Annotated in this window: 19 protein-coding genes; 11 read left to right on the top strand and 8 right to left on the bottom strand. The window is 68.8% G+C overall.

Annotated features, from left to right (window positions below; all coding sequences use genetic code 11):
• Positions 1 to 472: 472 nt before the first annotated feature.
• From KLK06_RS34180 to KLK06_RS34170, 3 genes are read right to left on the bottom strand one after another with little or no spacing between them, the layout of a single operon-like run.
• The gene (locus tag KLK06_RS34180; RefSeq protein WP_214639722.1) at positions 473 to 1,207 is read right to left on the bottom strand and encodes a succinate dehydrogenase/fumarate reductase iron-sulfur subunit; all 735 of its coding nucleotides are present in this window, start codon (positions 1,205 to 1,207) and stop codon (positions 473 to 475) included.
• Positions 1,204 to 3,126 carry a fumarate reductase/succinate dehydrogenase flavoprotein subunit gene (locus tag KLK06_RS34175; RefSeq protein WP_214639721.1) on the bottom strand — a complete coding sequence of 641 codons (1,923 nt, stop codon included), beginning with the start codon at positions 3,124 to 3,126 and terminating at the stop codon, positions 1,204 to 1,206. Before KLK06_RS34175 ends, KLK06_RS34180 begins: the two co-directional genes overlap by 4 nt.
• Positions 3,123 to 3,869, bottom strand: a complete 747-nt coding sequence (locus KLK06_RS34170) for a succinate dehydrogenase cytochrome b subunit (protein WP_308168569.1) — start codon at positions 3,867 to 3,869, stop codon at positions 3,123 to 3,125. The genes KLK06_RS34175 and KLK06_RS34170 overlap by 4 nt, the downstream gene beginning before the upstream one ends.
• 134 nt (positions 3,870 to 4,003) lie before the next feature.
• Here KLK06_RS34170 and KLK06_RS34165 point away from each other — a divergent pair, with 134 nt between their 5' ends.
• From KLK06_RS34165 to KLK06_RS34120, 10 genes are all read left to right on the top strand, one after another.
• Entirely contained in the window at positions 4,004 to 4,933 is a 930-nt protein-coding gene (locus tag KLK06_RS34165; protein ID WP_214639719.1) for a LysR family transcriptional regulator, read from the top strand.
• A gap of 35 nt (positions 4,934 to 4,968) precedes the next feature.
• Positions 4,969 to 6,105: a PP2C family protein-serine/threonine phosphatase gene (locus KLK06_RS34160; protein ID WP_214639718.1), complete on the top strand. Its 1,137-nt coding sequence runs from the start codon at positions 4,969 to 4,971 to the stop codon at positions 6,103 to 6,105.
• Positions 6,102 to 7,250 carry an ATP-binding protein gene (locus tag KLK06_RS34155; RefSeq protein ID WP_308168568.1) on the top strand — a complete coding sequence of 383 codons (1,149 nt, stop codon included), beginning with the start codon at positions 6,102 to 6,104 and terminating at the stop codon, positions 7,248 to 7,250. Before KLK06_RS34160 ends, KLK06_RS34155 begins: the two co-directional genes overlap by 4 nt.
• Positions 7,243 to 7,692 (top strand): response regulator, encoded by a 450-nt coding sequence (locus KLK06_RS34150; RefSeq protein ID WP_214639874.1) that lies wholly within the window; start codon positions 7,243 to 7,245, stop codon positions 7,690 to 7,692. The genes KLK06_RS34155 and KLK06_RS34150 overlap by 8 nt, the downstream gene beginning before the upstream one ends.
• Before the next feature lie 196 nt (positions 7,693 to 7,888).
• The gene (locus tag KLK06_RS34145; RefSeq protein WP_214639717.1) at positions 7,889 to 8,674 is read left to right on the top strand and encodes a hypothetical protein; all 786 of its coding nucleotides are present in this window, start codon (positions 7,889 to 7,891) and stop codon (positions 8,672 to 8,674) included.
• A 23-nt stretch (positions 8,675 to 8,697) separates the two neighbouring features.
• On the top strand, positions 8,698 to 10,587 hold the full coding sequence (locus KLK06_RS34140) for a fumarate reductase/succinate dehydrogenase flavoprotein subunit (protein ID WP_214639716.1): 1,890 nt from the start codon (positions 8,698 to 8,700) through the stop codon (positions 10,585 to 10,587).
• Positions 10,584 to 11,336: a succinate dehydrogenase/fumarate reductase iron-sulfur subunit gene (locus KLK06_RS34135; protein ID WP_214639715.1), complete on the top strand. Its 753-nt coding sequence runs from the start codon at positions 10,584 to 10,586 to the stop codon at positions 11,334 to 11,336. Before KLK06_RS34140 ends, KLK06_RS34135 begins: the two co-directional genes overlap by 4 nt.
• Before the next feature lie 115 nt (positions 11,337 to 11,451).
• The gene (locus KLK06_RS34130) at positions 11,452 to 12,156 is read left to right on the top strand and encodes a TetR/AcrR family transcriptional regulator (RefSeq protein WP_214639714.1); all 705 of its coding nucleotides are present in this window, start codon (positions 11,452 to 11,454) and stop codon (positions 12,154 to 12,156) included.
• Between the two features lie 3 nt (positions 12,157 to 12,159).
• The gene (locus tag KLK06_RS34125; protein WP_214639713.1) at positions 12,160 to 12,960 is read left to right on the top strand and encodes a class I SAM-dependent methyltransferase; all 801 of its coding nucleotides are present in this window, start codon (positions 12,160 to 12,162) and stop codon (positions 12,958 to 12,960) included.
• 15 nt (positions 12,961 to 12,975) lie between these two features.
• Positions 12,976 to 13,785: an oxidoreductase gene (locus KLK06_RS34120; protein WP_214639712.1), complete on the top strand. Its 810-nt coding sequence runs from the start codon at positions 12,976 to 12,978 to the stop codon at positions 13,783 to 13,785.
• A gap of 199 nt (positions 13,786 to 13,984) precedes the next feature.
• Here KLK06_RS34120 and KLK06_RS34115 read toward each other — a convergent pair whose 3' ends face one another.
• On the bottom strand, positions 13,985 to 14,869 hold the full coding sequence (locus tag KLK06_RS34115; RefSeq protein WP_214639711.1) for a hypothetical protein: 885 nt from the start codon (positions 14,867 to 14,869) through the stop codon (positions 13,985 to 13,987).
• Between KLK06_RS34115 and KLK06_RS34110 the strand changes: the two genes are divergently transcribed.
• The gene (locus KLK06_RS34110) at positions 14,859 to 15,194 is read left to right on the top strand and encodes a hypothetical protein (RefSeq protein ID WP_214639710.1); all 336 of its coding nucleotides are present in this window, start codon (positions 14,859 to 14,861) and stop codon (positions 15,192 to 15,194) included. The two genes, KLK06_RS34115 and KLK06_RS34110, sit on opposite strands and share 11 nt — an antisense overlap.
• 184 nt (positions 15,195 to 15,378) lie before the next feature.
• On the opposite strand, the gene KLK06_RS34105 is transcribed toward KLK06_RS34110, so the two are convergent.
• The 4 genes from KLK06_RS34105 to KLK06_RS34090 form a co-directional block, all read right to left on the bottom strand.
• Entirely contained in the window at positions 15,379 to 17,157 is a 1,779-nt protein-coding gene (locus KLK06_RS34105) for a hypothetical protein (RefSeq protein WP_214639709.1), read from the bottom strand.
• 63 nt (positions 17,158 to 17,220) lie between these two features.
• Positions 17,221 to 17,613: a (deoxy)nucleoside triphosphate pyrophosphohydrolase gene (locus KLK06_RS34100; protein WP_214639708.1), complete on the bottom strand. Its 393-nt coding sequence runs from the start codon at positions 17,611 to 17,613 to the stop codon at positions 17,221 to 17,223.
• Positions 17,610 to 18,710 carry a bifunctional lytic transglycosylase/C40 family peptidase gene (locus KLK06_RS34095; protein ID WP_308168567.1) on the bottom strand — a complete coding sequence of 367 codons (1,101 nt, stop codon included), beginning with the start codon at positions 18,708 to 18,710 and terminating at the stop codon, positions 17,610 to 17,612. The genes KLK06_RS34100 and KLK06_RS34095 overlap by 4 nt, the downstream gene beginning before the upstream one ends.
• A complete protein-coding gene (locus KLK06_RS34090) occupies positions 18,707 to 19,336 on the bottom strand; it encodes a hypothetical protein (protein WP_214639707.1) in 630 nt (209 codons plus the stop codon). The genes KLK06_RS34095 and KLK06_RS34090 overlap by 4 nt, the downstream gene beginning before the upstream one ends.
• Positions 19,337 to 19,338 lie beyond the last annotated feature (2 nt).

Genomic DNA, 19,338 nt, shown 5'->3' with positions numbered 1-19,338 from the left:
TGGGCAGGGGCCCGACAGGGGCCGGAGGGCCGGGCGGGGCCGGGCGGGGCCGGGTCGAACCGGTGGCCGGACTGGGCGGGTGACCGAAGCCGGGCCGGTGGCGGACCTCGGCAGGCAGTGCGCGCAGGAGGTCGCGCGAAGTCTGCTGGGCTCACCACACGTCGCTGTGATCGGTCGCGTGCGTCGCGAGACGTCGCTCATCGAGCCGCAGCGGCCCCATAGCGGTCGGCGAGGGGGCGCAGGGCGTCGTGGAGTGCTGGAGTGTCCATGACGGTGAAGGTGGGCATCCGGGTGCCCAGGAAGGCCGGCCCAGGTCGTGGAGCGAGTCTCTGCCGGTCTCAGAACGCGGCTCGAGCGTCGCCGTCCAGAAGTGTGGTTCGGGATGCGGCCGGGACGGGAGCGATCTCACCCCCCAAGGCGCCACGCCCTGGGGACGGAGGTCTCCGCCCCCAGGGTCACGCGACAAACCGGCCTAGTTGGCCTTGAGGTAGTCGCTGTTCATCTGGGCAATCGTGTCCAGCGGAATCCCCTTAGGGCAGACGGCGGTGCATTCACCCGTGTTCGTACACCCGCCGAACCCCTCCGCGTCCATCTGGTCCACCATCGCCTTGGCCCGCGTCAGCCGTTCCGGCTGGCCCTGGGGAAGGAGTGACAGGTGGGTGATCTTCGCGGCCGTGAAGAGGGACGCCGACCCGTTGGGGCAGGCCGCCACGCAGGCGCCGCACCCGATGCAGGTGGCGGCGTCGAAGGCGTCGTCGGCGTCCTCCTTGCGGACCGGGATGCTGTGGGCGTCAGGGGCCGAACCCGCCGGGACCGAGACGAAGCCGCCGGCCTGGATGATGCGGTCGAACGCCGACCGGTCCACCACCAGGTCCTTCACCACCGGGAACGGCGCCGCGCGCCACGGTTCGATGGTGATGGTGGCGCCGTCTTCGAAGTGGCGCATGTGGAGCTGGCAGGTGGTGGTGGCGCGCTGCTCGCCGTGGGCGACGCCGTTGATGACCATGCCGCACATGCCGCAGATGCCCTCGCGGCAGTCGTGGTCGAAGGCCACCGGGTCGTCGCCCGAGAGGATGAGGCGCTCGTTCAGCACGTCGAGCATCTCCAGGAACGACATATCCGGCGAGACCTCTTCAACCCGATAAGTCACCATCTTTCCGGGTGCCGAGGGGCCGCTCTGGCGCCAGACGCGAAGGGTCAGGTTCACTTGTAGCTCCGCTGGGTCATCTTGACGTACTCGTACTCGAGCGATTCCTTGTGCAGCACCGGCCCGTCCCCGGAGAACTCCCAGGCCGACACGTGGGCGAAGTGCTCGTCATCGCGCAGGGCCTCGCCCTCGGCGTCCTGCGACTCGGCGCGGAAGTGGCCGCCGCACGACTCGGTACGGATCAGCGCGTCGAGGCACATGAGCTCGGCCAGGTCGAAGAAGTCCGCGACCCGCCCGGCCTTCTCCAGGACCTGGTTCAGCTCCTCGGCGGTCCCCGACACCTTCACGTCGCGCCAGAACTCCTCGCGCAGCTCCGGAATGCGCTCCAGCGCCTTGCGCAGCGACTCCTCGGTGCGCTCCATGCCGCAGTAGTCCCACATGAGCTTGCCCAGCTCCCGGTGGAAGGAGTCGGGGGTGCGCGTGCCGTTGACCGCCATCAGCCTGTCGATCCTGGTACGCACCTTGATCTCGGCCTCGGCCACGGCCTCGTCGGAGACCTCCCCGAACGGCCCGGCCGCCAGGTAGTCGCCGAGTGTGGTGGGCAGCACGAAGTAACCGTCGGCCAGGCCCTGCATCAGCGCGGAGGCGCCGAGGCGGTTGGCGCCGTGGTCGGAGAAGTTGGCCTCGCCGATCACGAACAGGCCGGGGATCGTGGACTGCAGGTCGTAGTCGACCCACAGGCCGCCCATCGTGTAGTGGACGGCTGGGTAGATGCGCATCGGCGTCTCATAGGGGTTCTCGCCCGTGATGCGCTCGTACATCTCGAAGAGGTTGCCGTACTTCTTCTCCACGGCCTCGCGCCCGAGGCGGTTGATCGCGTCGGCGAAGTCCAGGTAGACGCCCAGCCCGCCGGGGCCGACGCCGCGTCCCTCGTCGCAGACGTTCTTGGCGGCGCGGGAGGCGATGTCCCGAGGGACGAGGTTCCCGAAAGCCGGATAAATCCGCTCCAGGTAGTAATCGCGGTCGGCTTCCGGGATCTCCCCGGCGGGCCGCGAGTCACCCGCGACCTTCGGCACCCAGACGCGGCCGTCGTTGCGCAGCGACTCCGACATCAGCGTCAGCTTCGACTGGTACTCGCCCGACACCGGAATGCAGGTCGGGTGGATCTGCGTGTAGCAGGGGTTGGCGAAGTACGCGCCGCGCTCGTGCGCCCGCCAGATCGCCGTGGTGTTGCACCCCTTGGCGTTCGTGGACAGGAAGAACACGTTCCCGTAGCCGCCGGAGGCCAGCACGACCGCGTCGGCCACGTGCCGCTCGATCTCGCCCGTGACCATGTCGCGGACGATGATCCCGCGCGCCCGCCCGTCGGCGACGATCAGGTCGAGCATCTCGTGCCGGGTGAACATCTCCACGGTCCCGGCCGCGATCTGCCGCTCCAGGGCCTGGTAGGCGCCGAGCAGCAGCTGCTGACCCGTCTGGCCGCGCGCGTAGAAGGTGCGGGAGACCTGCGCGCCGCCGAAGGAGCGGGTGTCCAGCAGCCCGCCGTACTCACGGGCGAACGGGACGCCCTGGGCGACCGCCTGGTCGATGATGTTCACGGAGACCTGGGCGAGGCGGTAGACGTTCGACTCGCGGGCCCGGAAGTCCCCGCCCTTCACCGTGTCGTAGAAAAGGCGATAAATCGAGTCACCGTCGCCGCGGTAGTTCTTCGCGGCGTTGATCCCGCCCTGCGCGGCGATGGAGTGCGCGCGGCGCGGCGTGTCCTGGTAGCAGAACGACTTGACGTTGTAGCCCAGCTCGCCCAGCGTCGCCGCAGCCGAACCGCCGGCCAGGCCGGTGCCGACCACGATCACGTTGAGCTTGCGCTTGTTGGCCGGGTTGACGAGCTTGGCGCCGAACTTCCGCTTCTCCCACCGGTCCTCGATGGGACCCGAGGGAGCCTTGGTGTCCTGGATCTCCGGGCCTTCGGTGTACTTCACTTGATCACTCCGAACGTGACGGCGAGCGGCGGCGCGAGAAAGCCGATGACCAGGACCGCGGACACCAGCGCCGCGAGCGGGCGAAGGGCCTTGACACGGGTGGCCCAGCCGAGCGTCTGGAACATGCTCCAGATGCCGTGCCGCAGGTGCAGGCCGACCATGGCGACGGCCACGATGTAGAAGAGGGTGACCCACCAGCGCGACAGGTCGAACCCGGCGATCATCCGGTCGGCCGGCGCGGAGTCGTAGCCCTTGGGGTTCACCACGCCGAAGGTCAGGTCGAGCAGGTGCCAGATCACGAAGAGCAGGATCGTGACGCCGCCCCACCGCATGATGTGTGTGGTGTAGCCCTGGGCCTGCGACTTCTTGGCCACGTACTTCACCGGCCGGGCGTGGCGGGCCCGCCGAGCGAGCGAGATCGCCGCCCACATGTGCAGGACCACCGACACGACGAGGCCGACCTCCAGGATCGTCAGCACCGTCCGGTACGGCGCGATCGGCTCCAGCAGCGTGCGCAGCGCCTCGGCGTACTCGTTGAACGAGTCCCTGCCCAGGAAGATCTTGAGGTTGCCCAGCATGTGGAGGACCAGGAAGAGCACCATCACGGCGCCCGTCACGGCCATGATGACCTTCTTGCCGTTCGACGAGCGCAGGAACCCGCCGCGCTTTCCGGGCGTTGGCTTCTTCGATGCGGGCTTCGAGACTGGCGCGGTAGCGGCGCCTCGCTCAATCGTGGCTGTCACGCCTTCTGACGCTAGATATCCAGCCATGATCCGTCCAAGTCATGACGGGCCTGGTTTCCATAGCTTTCGGCTATGATGCTTGGTTTGTACGGCCGACGTAAGGAAATCCCGTCAGCCGGTGCGAGGAAAATCACATGCAGTTGCAGCAACTCTCCTACTTCGTCGCCGTTGCGGAGACCAGGCACTTCACCCAGGCCGCCGAGCGGATGCGGGTCGCCCAGCCGTCACTCAGCAAGCAGATCAAGGCCCTGGAGAGCGACCTCGGCGCCCCGCTGTTCTCCAGAGCGCGCGGCAACGTCACGCTGACCCCGGCGGGAGAGGCGCTGCTGCCGCTCGCCCGCCGGATGCTGGCCGACGCCGGCACCGCCAGGCAGGAGGTGGCCGAGCTCGCCGGGCTGCGCAGAGGCAGGGTACGGCTGGGCGCCACGCCGTCCCTGTGCGCCGGGCTGCTGGCCGACGCCCTGGCCCGCTTCCACCGCGCCTACCCGGGCATCGAGCTGCTGGTCGAGGAGGACGGCTCGCGTGACCTGGTCAGAGCGCTGGCCCGCGGGCAGCTCGACCTTTCGCTCATCATCACGCCGCTGCAGGGCGACGACCCGTCCCTGGTGACCGAGGAGATCCTGCGCGAGAACCTGGTCGTGGCGACCCCGTCCCACCAGCCGGAACGCAAGCCGTACCTGCGTATGGAGGATCTGCGCGGCCGGGCGATGGTGATGTTCAGGCGCGGCTACGACCTGCGCGAGGCGACGCTGGCGGCGTGCCGCCAGGCCGGGTTCGAGCCCAGGTTCGCGGTGGAGGGCGGGGAGATGGACGCCGTCCTGCGGTTCGTGGAGGCGGGGCTGGGGCTGGCCGTGGTGCCGTCCATGGTGCTCGACGGACGGCCGGGGCTGACCGGCACTCCGCTGGCGCCGCCGGGGCTGAGCCGGACCATCGCGCTGGCCCACCGCAAGGATGTGGAGCCGACGAGGGCGGCGCAGGCGTTCCGGGCGACGCTGCTCTCCTTCATCGTCGAGGCCGGTCACGAGCGCACGCTTCCACAAGGGGTCGAGCTCATCGCAGAATGAACCAGAACAGGTCCAACTTCTATGAAGAGGCGCGTGTGACGGCAACTCTCAACGAAACGCTGACGCTCCTCCTCATCGAGGACGACGACGGTGACGCGTTCCTGGTCGAGGAGCTCCTCAAGCAGGCAGAGGCCCCACCGCGGATCACCTGGGTACGCAGCCTGGAGGAGGGCAAGGCCAAGCTCGACTCCCGGATCCAGTGCGTACTCGTCGACCTCTCGCTCCCCGACGCCACCGGCCTGGAAGCGCTGGAGCAGGTGCTGGCGGCGGCACCGCACGCGGCCGTCCTGGTGCTCACCGGACTGCGCGACGCCCATGTGGGGGTCGCCGCGGTCAAGGCCGGCGCGCAGGACTACCTGGTCAAGCAGGACGTCGACGCGCGGCTGCTGGCCAGGGCCATCCGTTACGCGATGGAACGCAAGCGGGCCGATCTGGCGCAGCTCCGGTTGGTCGAGGCCGAGCTGACCGCCAAGGAGAACGCCCGGCTGGAGAGCGGCCTGCTCCCCGTCGCCCTGCTGCACACCGACGCGCTGGACCACACCACCCGCTACCTGCCGGGCAGCCAGGGATCACTGCTGGCCGGCGACTTCCTCGACACCGTGCAGACGCCCGACGGTTCGGTGCACATCGTGGTCGGCGACGTCTGCGGGCACGGCCCCGACGAGGCCGCGCTCGGCGTGGCGCTCCGCATCGCCTGGCGCACGCTGGTGCTGGCCGGGCAGACCGGCGAGCGGATGCTGCGGACGATGGACGCCGTGCTGCGTGCGGAGCGCCAGGCCCCGGAGATCTTCACCACGCTCTGCATGGCGACGATCACGCCCGACCTGCGCCACGCCAGGATGCGGGTGGTCGGCCATCCACCGCCGGTCCTGGTCCGCGACGGCGCTGTCAGCGTGGTCGACGGCGCGCCCTCGGGGCCGCCGCTCGGCATCTTCTCCGACGCCGAATGGACCATCCTCGACGTGCCCCTGGGCGACGAATGGTCGATGATGCTCTACACCGACGGCTTGATCGAGGCCGCGGTCGGCGAGCAGAAGGAACTCCTCGGCGTGGACGGACTGGTCGACCTGGTACGCGAGCACGGCTCGATCGACCTCGACCGGCTCATCAGGCACGTGGGCACGCTCAGCGACGACCTCGCCGTGGTACTCGTCAGCAGGAGGTCGGAGTGAGGATCCATCCGCTGCCCCCGCCGAAACCGGCGACGGGCCTCGGCAGGCTGCCGATGGCCCGCTGGTTCGTCGCCATCGGCGTGGTGACCGCCGTGGCGTTCGTGATGGGCTCCGCGCTGATCATGATGCTGGTCGCCGACGTACGGGCGCAGGGGCCGCGGCCCAACGTCGCGGCCCAGCTCGACCGGCTGAACCTGGCGCTGATCGTGCTGCTGGCCGTGATGGCCGCGGCGGGGATCGGGCTGGTGTTCATCATCCGCTTCGCCGTACTGAAGCCCATCGCCCAGCTGACCGACCAGGTGCGCAAGGTCGCGGCGGGCGACTTCGACCATGAGCTGAGCGTGGAGCGGCCGGCGGAGCTGGCCGAGCTGTCGAGCCACGTCGACTCCATGCGCAGGCGGGTCGTGACGGCCTGGCGCCGGGCCGAGGAGCAGGCCGACGAGCTGCGCAGGTCCAACGGAGAGCTGGAGCAGTTCGCCTACGTCGCCAGTCACGACCTGCAGGAGCCGCTCCGCAAGGTCGCCAGCTTCACGCAGATGCTGGAGCAGCGGTACGGAGACCGGCTCGACGACCGGGCCAAGGAGTACATCCGCTACGCGGTCGACGGCGCCAAGCGCATGCAGCTGCTCATCAACGACCTGCTCGACTTCTCCAGGGTCGGCCGGGTCACCGGCGAACGGGTGACCACCGACACGGGCGCCGCGCTCTCCACGGCCCTGGACAACCTCTCGGCCGCGATCGAGGACACCGGGACGGTCGTCACCCGCGACGACATGCCCAAGGTCGTCGGCAACCGGGGCCAGCTCACCCAGCTCTTCCAGAACCTGATCGAGAACGCCGTCAAGTTCCGCTCGGACCTCCCGCCGCGCGTGCACATCGGTGTCGAGCGGGCAGGGGCGATGTGGGAGTTCAGCTGCTCCGACAACGGGATCGGGGTGGAGGCCAAGTACGCGGACCGCATCTTCCTGATATTTCAGCGCCTGCATGCGAGAGACGTGTATCCAGGGACTGGCATCGGGCTCGCGCTCTGCCGCAAGATCGTCGAATATCACGGCGGACACCTCTGGCTCGACGGCGAGGCCGACGGGCCGGGCGCGACGTTCCGGTGGACCCTGCCCGCGGCTGGAGATGAAGATGATGACTGACTGGCGGCCGATCGAGGTGCTCCTGGTCGAGGACGATCAGGGTGACGTGCTCCTCACCAAGGAGGCGTTCGACTTCAACAAGGTCCGCAACCGCCTGCACGTGGTCAACGACGGCGAGCAGGCGATGGCCTTCCTGCGCCGGGAGAACGCCTACCACGACGCCCCCAGGCCCGACCTCATGCTGCTCGACCTGAACCTGCCCAGAATGGGTGGCCTGGAGGTGCTCAGCGAGGTCAAGGCCGATGCCGACCTGCGGACGATCCCGGTGGTGATCCTGACGACCTCGGAGGCGGAAGAGGACATCCTGCACAGCTACCGGCTGCACGCCAACGCTTATGTCTCCAAGCCGGTGGATTTTGAGCAATTTATCCGGGTTGTCCGGCAAATAGATGATTTTTTCGTGACTGTGGTTAAGCTGCCGAGCAAAGGGCAGCCCACGTGACAGGGGTACGTGACAGGAATCACAGCGAGTCATCGAAAAAGTGAGTGACCCTCCTCACAAATCCCGAGGCGGTCGTCGTAACGTATCCCCCACCAAACGCGCGCCGCGAGCGGAGGCACCGCCCCGCCGTGTACGCGCCAACCGAACGACCCGGATTCCCTGTGAGCAGGGTCCGCGGGAGGTGGAGAGGTCCGCGATGACCCAGACGACGCCCGATGCTCCTGTCAGAAGGCAGCGTGCGCAGATCAAGGTGCGTACGCTGCGCACCGACAGATGGTGGCTGGCCCCGCTGCTGACGTTCCTGGCGCTCAGCGCCTTCCTCGTCTACGGCGTGTGGGCGATCATCGACGGCAGCTACTACTTCGACCCGTACATCGCCCCGTTCTCGTCGCCCTGCCTCACGACCTCGTGTGCTGAGGGAGCGCGGCTGTTCGGCTGGGCGCCGATCGGCGACTGGTACACGCTGCCGCCCGGCCTGCTGATTCTCGGCCTTCCCGGCGGGTTCCGGCTGACGTGCTACTACTACCGCAAGTCCTACTACCGGTCGTTCTGGCTGTCGCCGCCCGCGTGCGCCGTACAGGAGCCGCACGGCAAGTACAGCGGTGAGACGCGCTTCCCGCTGATCATGCAGAACATCCACCGGTACTTCTTCTACGCGGCCATCGTCATCGGCGCGATCCTGAGCTACGACGCGATCCTCGCGGTCATCCACAAGCCGCTGGGCCTCGGCTCCTGGGTCCTGATCGCCAACGCCGTCCTGATCGTCGCTTACACGCTGTCGTGCCACTCCTGCCGGCACATCACCGCGGGCCGGCTCAACCACTTCTCCCGGCACCCGCTTCGCTACCGGGCCTGGACCTTCGTCTCCAAGCTCAACGCCAAGCACCAGCCCCTCGCGTGGGCCTCGATGTTCTCCGTCATGGGCGCCGACCTGTACGTCCGCCTCGTCGCCAAGGGCATCATCGCCTTCCCGTACGCGTAAGGCCTCTTCTGTTAGGACATTCTGTGGAAATCGAGCGTCACGAATACGACGTCGTCGTCATCGGCGCGGGCGGCGCCGGACTGCGGGCCGCGATCGAGGCCCGCCAGCAGGGCAAGCGGACGGCGATCGTCTGCAAGTCGCTGTTCGGCAAGGCCCACACGGTCATGGCCGAGGGCGGCGCGGCCGCCGCGATGGGCAACGTCAACCCGGACGACAACTGGATGGTGCACTTCCGTGACACCATGCGGGGCGGCAAGTTCCTGAACAACTGGCGGATGGCCGAACTCCACGCCAAAGAGGCCCCCGATCGGGTCTGGGAGCTGGAGGCGTGGGGTGCGCTGTTCGACCGCACCAAGGACGGCAAGATCAGCCAGCGCAACTTCGGCGGGCACGAGTACCCCCGGCTGGCCCACGTCGGCGACCGCACCGGGCTGGAGCTGATCCGCACGCTGCAGCAGCGCGTCGTCGCGCTGCAGCAGGAGGACTTCGAGACACACGGCGATCACGAGGCCTACATCAAGGTCTTCGCGGAATGTACGGTCACCCGCCTGCTCAAGGATGGCGACCGCATCGCGGGTGGCTTCGGCTACTGGCGCGAGTCCGGAAATTTCGTGGTCTTTGATGCGCCCGCGGTCGTGCTGGCGACCGGCGGCATCGGCAAGTCCTACGTGGTGACCTCCAACTCCTGGGAGTACACCGGTGACGGCCACGCCCTGGCCCTGCTGGCCGGCGCGAAGCTGATCAACATGGAGTTCATCCAGTTCCACCCCACCGGGATGGTCTGGCCGCCGTCCGTGCGCGGCATCCTCGTCACCGAGTCGGTCCGCGGCGACGGCGGCGTGCTGCGTAACTCCGACGGCGAGCGCTTCATGTTCAAGTACATCCCCGAGGTGTTCAAGGACAAGTACGCCACCACCGAGGAGGAGGGCGACCGCTGGTACACCGACCAGGCCAACAACCGCCGTCCTCCGGAGCTGCTGCCGCGTGACGAGGTGGCCCGCGCGATCAACGCCGAGGTGAAGGCGGGACGCGGCTCGCCCCAGGGCGGCGTCTTCCTCGACGTGTCCACCCGGCTCCCGGCCGAGGAGATCAAGCGGCGGCTGCCGTCGATGCACCACCAGTTCAAGGAGCTGGCGGACGTCGACATCACCGCCGAGCCCATGCAGGTGGGCCCGACCTGCCACTACATCATGGGCGGCGTCGAGGTCGACGCCGACACCGGTGCGGCGGCCGTGCCAGGGCTCTTCGCCGCGGGCGAGGTCTCGGGCGGCATGCACGGCTCCAACCGCCTGGGCGGCAACTCGCTGTCCGACCTGCTGGTCTTCGGCCGCCGCGCGGGCGCCGGCGCCGCCGCGTACATCGACTCCCTGCCGGCCAGGCCCAAGGTGGTCCAGGAACTCGTAGAAGAGGCGCACACCGAGGCCCTGGCGCCACTGGGCCGCTCCGGCGAGAACCCCTACGAGGTGCACCACGAGCTCCAGCGGACGATGAACGAGCTGGTCGGCATCATCCGCAAGGCCGAAGAGGTGTCCGAGGCCCTGGAGGCCGTGGAGAAGCTCAAGGAGCGGGTGCAACTGGTCGGCGCGGCCGGCTCACGCATCTACAACCCCGGCTGGCACCTCGCGATCGACCTGCGCAACATGGTCCTCGTCTCGGAGTGCGTGGCGCGGGCCGCGCTGCTGCGCGAGGAGAGCCGCGGCGGGCACACCCGTGACGACTTCCCCGGCATGAACCCGGTGTGGCGCCGCAAGCTGCTCGTCTGCTCGACGGAGGACGGCTCGTCCGTCACGGTCGAGGAGAAGGTCCAGCCTTCGATGGCCGACCACCTGATCAAGCTGTTCGACCGGGACGAGCTGACGAAATACCTCACCGACGAAGAGATGACCGAGTTCGACGGGATCGCAAAGTCATGAGCTACAAGGCAAAGTTCAAGGTGTGGCGCGGTGAGGGCGGTGAGGGCAAGCTCGAGGACTTCACCGTCGAGGTGAACGAGGGCGAGGTCGTCCTCGACATCATCCACCGCCTGCAGGCCACGCAGGCGCCCGACCTGGCGGTCCGCTGGAACTGCAAGGCCGGCAAGTGCGGCTCCTGCTCGATGGAGATCAACGGGAAGCCGCGGCTGGGCTGTATGACGCGGATGTCCACCTTCACCGAGGACGAGACGATCACCGTCACCCCGATGCGGACTTTCCCCGTCATCAAGGACCTCGTCACCGACGTCTCGTTCAACTACGAAAAAGCGCGAGAAATCCCGTCGTTCACCCCGCCGGCGGGTGTCCGGCCGGGCGAGTACCGGATGAAGCAGGTCGACGTCGAGCGGTCCCAGGAGTTCCGCAAGTGCATCGAGTGCTTCATGTGCAACAACATCTGCCACGTCATCCGTGACCACGAGGAGAACAAGCCCGCCTTCGCCGGGCCGCGCTTCCTCATGCGCATCGCGGAGCTCGACATGCACCCGTACGACGTGGCGGACCGGCAGGAGTCGGCCCAGGAGGAACACGGCCTGGGCTACTGCAACATCACCAAGTGCTGCACCGAGGTCTGCCCCGAGCACATCAAGATCACCGACAACGCGCTCATCCCGATGAAGGAGCGCGTGGCGGATCGCAAGTACGACCCGATCGTGTGGCTGGGCAACAAGATCTTCAAGCGCGCCAAGTAACGGCGTACTGAACCCAAGGCCGGTGAGGGCTCCCCTCACCGGCCTTTCTTGTCGCGGGGATATGACTTGTTGACTGATTTTGCTAAACTGGTCAACAAGTCACCAGGGAGGCCGGATGCCAGGAAGACCGAGTGAGGCCGCCGACCGCGCCGACCGGATCCTCGACGCGGCGGCCGAGCTGACCGTGCGCCTCGGCTCCCGCAAGGTGACGATCGACGACATCGCCCAGCGGGCCGACATCGGCAAGGGCACCGTCTACCTGCACTGGCGTACCAAACAGCAGCTCTTCGAGGCCCTGTTCGTGCGCGAGGCCGTCATCTACATCGAGACGCTGCTCGACGAGCTGCGCCGCGATCCGTCCGTGGTGCTGCCGCACCGCATGATCAGCACGCTGTTCCTGGTCGTCAGCCGCAGGCCGGTGCTGCGCGCGCTCCTCACCGGCAGCCTGCCGCTGCTCCAGGGCAGGATGGCGGACAGCGCGATGCGCGGCAACGAGCTGCTCGCCACCGCGCGCTTCCACGAGGTGATGCTCCGTTACGGCCTGTTCCGCGACGACGTCGAGCACCTGAGGTACGGCCTGACCGCGATGCAGGCGGGCTTCTACCTCCTCGACACCGTGGCCCCGGTGCCCGACGAGCCGGGCCTGGAGGCCAAGGCCGAGGCGCTCGCGCATATCGTCCGGCACGCGTACGAACCGGCCGTGCCGCCGGGCCCGCAGGTGATCGCCGCCGCCGCGGCGGAGATCATCGCCCTCTACAGCACCCTGATCCCGCCCTACCGGGAGTTGCTCTACGGCGTGCACCCCACCAGACAGGACTGACCGATGCGCACAGAGAAGGTGGAACTCACCGGCGCGAAGGAGACCCTCCTGTACACGCTGTACTTCAGGGCACTCGACAGCCGCTCGGCGCACCCGATCCTCGACGACCCCTGGGCCGCCGACACGCTCGACCGCCTCGACTACAACCGCTTCAAGATCAAGATGGCGACCGGCGACCGCTACCTGGGCCTGCTGCGTGCCAAGCGGCTCGACACCTGGACCAGGCAGTACCTCGCCGATCATCCCGACGCCGCCGTCCTGCACCTGGGCTGCGGCCTGGACAGCCGGGTCTTCCGCATCGACCCGCCGGCCGGCGTCGAGTGGATCGACGTCGACTTTCCCGAGGTCATCGACCTGCGTGGGCGCCTCTACCCCGAGCGCGACCACTACCGGATGATCGCCTCCTCGGTGACGGAGCCCGGCTGGCTGGAGTCGATCCACGCCGACCGTCCCGTGCTGGTGATCGCCGAGGGACTGCTGATGTACCTCATGGAGCCGGACGTCAGGCGACTCCTCGTCCGGCTGACCGAACGCATCCCGCACGGCGAGCTCGTCTTCGACGCCATCGCCCCCTGGCTCGCCGCATTCTCCAGAACGCTGGGCTGGAAGCTCTCGTCACTCGCCGACCCGCACGAGCCGGAGCGCTGGACGGGCAGGCTCACCCTGCTCGACCACGTCCCCGTCCTGTCGGACCTCGAACAGATCGCCGCCCCGCACTACCGCGTCACCCTCCAGGTCCTCACGAGGATGGCCTGGATGCGGAACGCCATGTCGCTGTTCCGCTACCGCATGGGTGATGCCTGAAGGAAAGGTCGTTTCATGATCTGCCTCGTCACAGGCGCTTCGGCCGGCATCGGCCGCGCTACCGCGCTCGAACTGCTGCGCGCTGGCCACACGGTGTACGGCGTGGCCCGGCGCGTCGACCGGATGGAGGACATCCGCGAGGCCGGTGGCCACACCCTCGCGATGGACGTCACCAAGGAGGAGGACCTGCGGCGCGTCGTCGACACCGTCCTCGACGAGCAGCCCGGCATCGACGTGCTGGTGAACAACGCCGGCATCGGCGTGTACGGCGCCGCCGAGGACGTGCCGATCGACAGCGGGCGCCGGCAGTTCGAGGTCAATCTGTTCGGGCCCGCCCGGCTGATCCAGTTGGTCCTGCCTCAGATGCGCGAGCGCGGCTCCGGCACGATCGTCAACGTCTCCTCGATCGCCGGGGTGATCTCGCTCCCGCTCGGCGGCTGGTATCACGCCTCGAAACACGCCTTGGAAGGGTATTCCGACACTCTCCGCCAGGAGGTCGGCCGGTTCGGCATCAATGTGGTGGTCATCGAGCCCGGCCTCATCAAGACGGAATTCGAGTCGAGCACGCCCCACGAGCTGAGAGAGGTCTCCGGCAAGGGGGCTTACGCCGCCGTGGCGAAAGCGATGGCGGACCGCGCGGAGCAGGCCTTCGCCGGGAAGAACAAGGCCTCGGAACCCGCCGTGGTCGCCCAGGCCATCCGCGCCGCCATCGAGTCCCGGTCCCCGAAGCCGCGCTACGCCGTCGGCTACCTGGCGAAACTCCTCCTGCGGGTCAACCGGCTCCTCTCCGACCGCGCCTTCGACAAACTCGTCACCCGGACGTGACCGAATAACCAACTTATGCTTCGGTGCTCTCGGCGATCTCGCGCAGGCGTTTAGTTTTTTTCATCCTGTACGGCTTCGCATGGGTTACCCGCACCACCGACGTCGGCGCGCGACATTCCAGCGCCGGTCGTGAACGCTCACGGGGCACTCGCCGTAACGACTCGTTCTTGGCCGCCTTCTTCGGACTCGTATGACCGAGTTACGAGCTACGGCCCCAGCGGCGCTTGGGCTCCTGCGGAGGAAGCGGCTGGATGGCGGTCACGTCGTCGACCGGAGGCGCCTCGACCGGTGGCGCGTCGACCGGGACGGCGGGGCCGAATGCCTCCCACGGCTCGGCGTCGCCGGTCTCGGCGGCCGAGGCGGCGCCCAGGGGCCGCTCAGGCGAGTCCTCGTACGGACCGGAGCCTCCGGGAGGGATGTCGGCCGGCGGCTGCTCAGCGGGGACCAGAGCCTCGAACGGAGCCCGGTACGGCTCCTCCTCGGGGCGGCTGAAGGCATCGAAGTCGGGCTTGGCGGGCTCATGGCTGAACGAGTCGAACTCGTCCGGGTGCAGCACCACAGGCTCGCCCGCCGCCATGGGCGGCTGCTCGGGGCCGTAGCCGGGCTGCCCGTACATGTTCGGGTCCTGGTAGACGGCGCCGTACTGGACCTGTCCGCCCGGATAGGTCTGTACGGGGACAAAGCTGATGATCGGCGCGTACGCCGTACCACCCGGATAACCGGGCGCCGGGAAGGCCGCCGTGGCATAGCCGGGACCGGCCGGGTAGCCCGTCGGGCCCGGCCCACCAGGGGCTCCCGGCCCACCGGGGACTCCCGGGAAGCCGGGCTGGCCCGGGCCGCTCTGCGGGCCCGCCTTGCGCACGGCCGCCGCGTGGGCCATCCGGCGCAGGCGCCCCTCGAAGATGAGCACCGCGAACAGCGCGAGCAGCACCAGGATGAGCGCCGGGATGCTGAGCTGCCGGGCCACCGTCTGCTGGTCGTACTCAGGAGCCGCGTTACGCAGTTCGAGCGGGATCGACTCGTCCGTCGGGCTCTCCGCCGAGGTCAGCGATGGCGTCGTCGGGGGAGTCTCGGTGGGCGCCACGCTGGGCAGGATGACGGCCGGGGCCGTGTCCTCGGGCGTGGCGGAGGCGCTCACGGACGGCACGTCCACGCTCTGCGACGGGACCGGCTGCAGCGGCGAAGGCGTGGTCTTCGGGGTGCTGGGGGTGCTGGACGCGCTCGGCTTCTTCGACTGCTTCGCGGTGGCCGTCTTCGTCGTCGTCTTCGTGGGCGCGGTGACGGTCCTGGTGATCGTCGTTTCCGGGTCCGGCGTGGGAGTGCCCATCGTCGTGGTGATGGTGACGGTGGTCTCCGGCGTGGTGTCGCACACTTCCCCGGCATCGCAAGGATCGACGCCGGGGTCGTAGGCCACCGCGGAGGCGCTCGCGCTCTGGATGACGAAGGGGGCCACGCCGGCACCGGTCAATCCCAAGGCCAGGATCAGTGCGGACACGGCCGTCGCTCGCGTACGTGCCACCTGTGCCCTCCGCGCAGTCCCGAAACCATGGTCAAGGGAATACTAGCCGGGTAAAAGTCACAGTAAAGGCCGAATTAGAACACCTTTCGCCACAATCGCGAGCGTTGTGCTCTGGCGACCAGCCACAGCCCTCCCAGCAGCACCGCGATCCCGCCCGCGGCCCACGGCAGTCCTCGTACGCCTGCCAGGGGATTCACCCGCTCGGCCGGGTGAAAGCGGTTGCCGGAAATGGCGAGGGGCAGTGGCGCCCCAACTTCTTCGGCCGAAGTCATCGCGCCCCACCCGGTTGCCGCGCCGGCACCGAAACCGGGAGTACCAAGTCCCTGGGTGCCGAGCCTTGGGGTGCCGGGTCTCGGAGTACCGCCAGTGCCGAGTCCCGAAGTCCCTGCGGTGCCGCTCCCCGGAGTGGCAAGCCCTGGGGTGCCGCCGATGACGGTCCCGGGCGTCACGGGGGAAGCGACCTGAGGCAGCCTCAGTGCGGGCTCGCGGTGCGTCTCCGGTGGGAGCACCTGGGCCCGTACGGTCGCCGGGGCTCCGCCAGACGCGTGCCCGCGACCGGCCGAGACGGTCCGCAGATGGGACTTGCCCGGATGGCCGTTTACGGGGCTCGGCCTTCCAGCAGCAGCCAGGTGAGCATCGTCGGTCCCGGGTCTGACACGCACCGCCCGGCCGTTCAGCGCGAGGTCACCGCGCGGGATCTCGACGAACGTCCCCGTGCGGTCGTCGGCGGACTTCCCGCGGGCCGCGACCTCACCGCGCGTTCTCTTCGAGAGGCCCTCAGCGGTTGTCGGCGTCTTGTTCGAGAGGCCCTCGACAGATGCCCTCGCCCCCTTTGAAAGGGTCTCGGTAGATGCCCCCGTCCTGCCGGTCGCCTTGGCAGGCGCTCTCACTGGCGCTTTGACGGGCGTCGCGGTGGAGCCTACGACGGTCGTGGCAGCACCGCCCGCCACCTCACGCGCCCGAGCAGCCGCCGTGAGCACGACCTCCCTCGGCCCCTGCGGCACGGTGAGCAGCACGTCCACGGACCGATCCCCCGCCGCGTCACCCAGCGCGCACACCCGAGCCTGAGGAACGACCTCCGACCCGACCCCGCCCGGCGCGGTCGCCGCCGGCGCGGTGACCACCGACGCGGTCATCCTCGACGATGGCCCAGACGCCAGGACACCGACCGATGCCGGCCCGGCGCCGACCGGCCCGAACCCCTGTCCAGCCGCCTGCCCGCCCGCAGCCGCCCCAACAGTCGCCTGCCCACCCGTAGACGCCCCGCCAACCACCTGTCCACCGGTTGACGCCCGGTCAACCTGTCCACCCGTTGACGCCTGGTCAATCGCCTGTCCGCCAGCCGCCTCACCGGCGAGCGCGTTCACCGCCGAGGTCCGGGCCGCCAGGGCGCCGTCTGGTGCCGGCTCGCCGCCCACCGGCCGCCCGCCCACCTGAAGCCCGCCTGCCTGAAGCCCGCCTGCCTGAACCCCGCCTGCCTGAACCCCGCCTGTCTGAAGCCCGCCCGCCTGGAGCCCGCTTTCACCGAGCCCCGCGCCCCATCCCCCCGGGGTCGCAGCGGGCAAGCCGGGGCACGTCATCGACGTGAGGGCCCGCGCCGGGCTGGTCGCCACCGCGAGCCGGGCGTCACGCCCGAACCCGTCCAGACTTACCCGGAACCGCAGCGCGTCCCCGGTCCGTACCCACTTCCCGAAGTCAGCCGGATCGCCCAGCCGCTCGAACACCAGCGCCATCCCAGCCGCTCCAGCGGCCCTGAAGACCCCGGCCGCCACGGGCTCGCACTGTATGCCCACCACAACCGACGCCCCGGCGAAGGCCAGTGCCCCCGCCACGATCCAGCCATGTCTGACCACGTCGCCTCCCCCCGGTCGAGTGACATTACTCTCGGTAATCGTTATGTCACTCAGGGGAGACGGTTAATCCTGCCGGAGCAGAACTTCCACGGCCTTCATGAGCGGCAGGTCCGCCTGGAGCCACGCCACGTCGTAGTACTCACCCGGCCCGAGCCACCGCAGGGCCAGATGCTCCTTGGCCTCCGGCACACCCGAGACCACCCTGGCCAGCCAGGCCCGCATCACGTATCCCTCGGACAGCGGCCAGTCACCGCCGACCCGCGCGCCCACGGACACGGTCACCCCGAGCTCCTCGCGGCACTCCCGGATCAGCGCCGCGGCCTCACCCTCGCCGGGATCCACCTTGCCGCCCGGGAACTCCCACCCGCCGGCGAGCGCGGGCGGCTCGGCCCGCTGCGCGGCGAGCACGCGCCCGTCTGACGAAACGATCACCGCCGCAACCACGATCACTGTCATAGTGCGGCATTCTGCAGCTTCTTAAGCTGCTCGAGCACATCTGGGTTCTGTAATGGTCGGGTGAAACCCACAATATTGTCGCGCGCCTGGTAGCTCGTCACCTTGATCGGCCCGCACAGCGTGCAGCGCGCCTCGACCATTTTGCCCTTCGACACGACCATCCCGACGTGTCCGGGGCTGTCGGGTCCCGTGCCCGGCCCGGCGTTGAAGAACACCAGGTCGCCCGCCTGTTCTTCGCCCTGCGAGATCTTCACGCCGAACGGCCACTGCCCGAACGTGGTCCGCGGGATCAACAGCCCCGCCGCCCTGTAGGCGGCGTAGATGATGCCCGAGCAGTCGAACGCGTCGGGGCCGGTCCCGCCCCACAGGTACGGCTTGCCGCGCTGGGCCAGCGCGAACTCCAGGATCTTGGCCACCACATCGCTCGGCGCGGCCTCGACCAGCGGATCGTCGCAGGCGTCGTCGGCCTGCGGCGGCACCTCGACGTCACCGGACTTGGCGTAGCCCTTGGCGATCTGCTCGACCTGGTCGACGTACCACCAGGCGCGGTTGTAGATGAACAGCGCCTGCCGTACCTTCTCCGGAGCGCCGTTGCGCTTGAGCATCTTCGCGGCGCCCAGGATGGCGTCGGCGGGGTTGTAGACGTCACCGACGCCGTCGCCGTTGCCGTCGGAGGCGTACCCACTGAACTTCGACGACATCGCGATCTGCGCCTTGCCGCCCCACGTGCTGATCAGGAACTGCATCGGCCCGGCCGCGCCCGCATAGTTGGTGCCGCTCTTGACGCCCGCCATGTTCGAACGGCCGTGGTCGGTCTCGCGTTTGCCGACGGCGGCCAGGATGTTCCACTGGACGCCGATCTTCTTGCCGAACTTCTTGTAGAGCTCCAGGTAGTCGACCGGGATGTCCGCGGCGCCGGTGTCGGACACCTCCTGCGCGGGTGTGCCGCCGTCGAGGCAGTCGGTACGGCCGGTGCCTCCGCTGCCGAGGAACGACGGGATCGAGGTCATGAGCATCGGCGACATGATGACGACGGCCAGGAGCAGCACCCCGGCGACTCCGACCGCCAGGGCGACGTGGGCGCGGGAGGTGTTCACCCCTGAATGTCCCCATCCTGGCCATCGCCGGCGGGTTGCAGGTCGAAGACCCGCCAGTCGGAGCCCATCTGACTCACCGTGACCGCGTAGTCGTCCACGAGCTGCTTGTTGCCGCTCTTGGCGGTGATCTGCTGCGTCCCGGTGACCACGAAGACGACGGACGACTTCTCGACCTGCCTGATCTCCTTCATCTTGGCCGCCCCCGCGGCCACGACCTCGTCGGCTCGGTCATGGTCGACGGTGCCGGGTGAGGTGCGCGTCCTGGCCAGCACGTTGCCGAAGTCGGCGGTGGTGAACACCTTGACCCGATCCGCGTAGGCCGACGGCTCCTCGTCGTAGCGGAACGTCCCGTACGCGGCGGTGAACCGCTCGGCCAGGTCGGCCGCCGCGGCGAGTTGCTCCTTCGTCATCGGCAGGTAGGAGTAGATGTCGAACGGCTTGCCGCTGGCGGTGGCCAGCGGCTTGCTCGGCGCAGCCGGTGAGACGGTCGTGGTGCGGCCGGCGGACGGCTGCCCGGCGTCCGTGTCACCGGAGTCCGGCCACATCGTCAGGTAGATGCCGACGGCGGCGATGACCGCCACGATGGCGGCGAAGGCGACTCCCCGCTTGTCACCCGGCTGCGCCATGA

This window comes from Nonomuraea sp. NEAU-A123 (assembly GCF_018603905.1).
Classification (GTDB): Bacteria; Actinomycetota; Actinomycetes; order Streptosporangiales; family Streptosporangiaceae; genus Nonomuraea.
The sequence above is the reverse complement of the archived record's forward strand: the minus strand, read 5'-3'. Positions and strand labels throughout refer to the sequence as shown.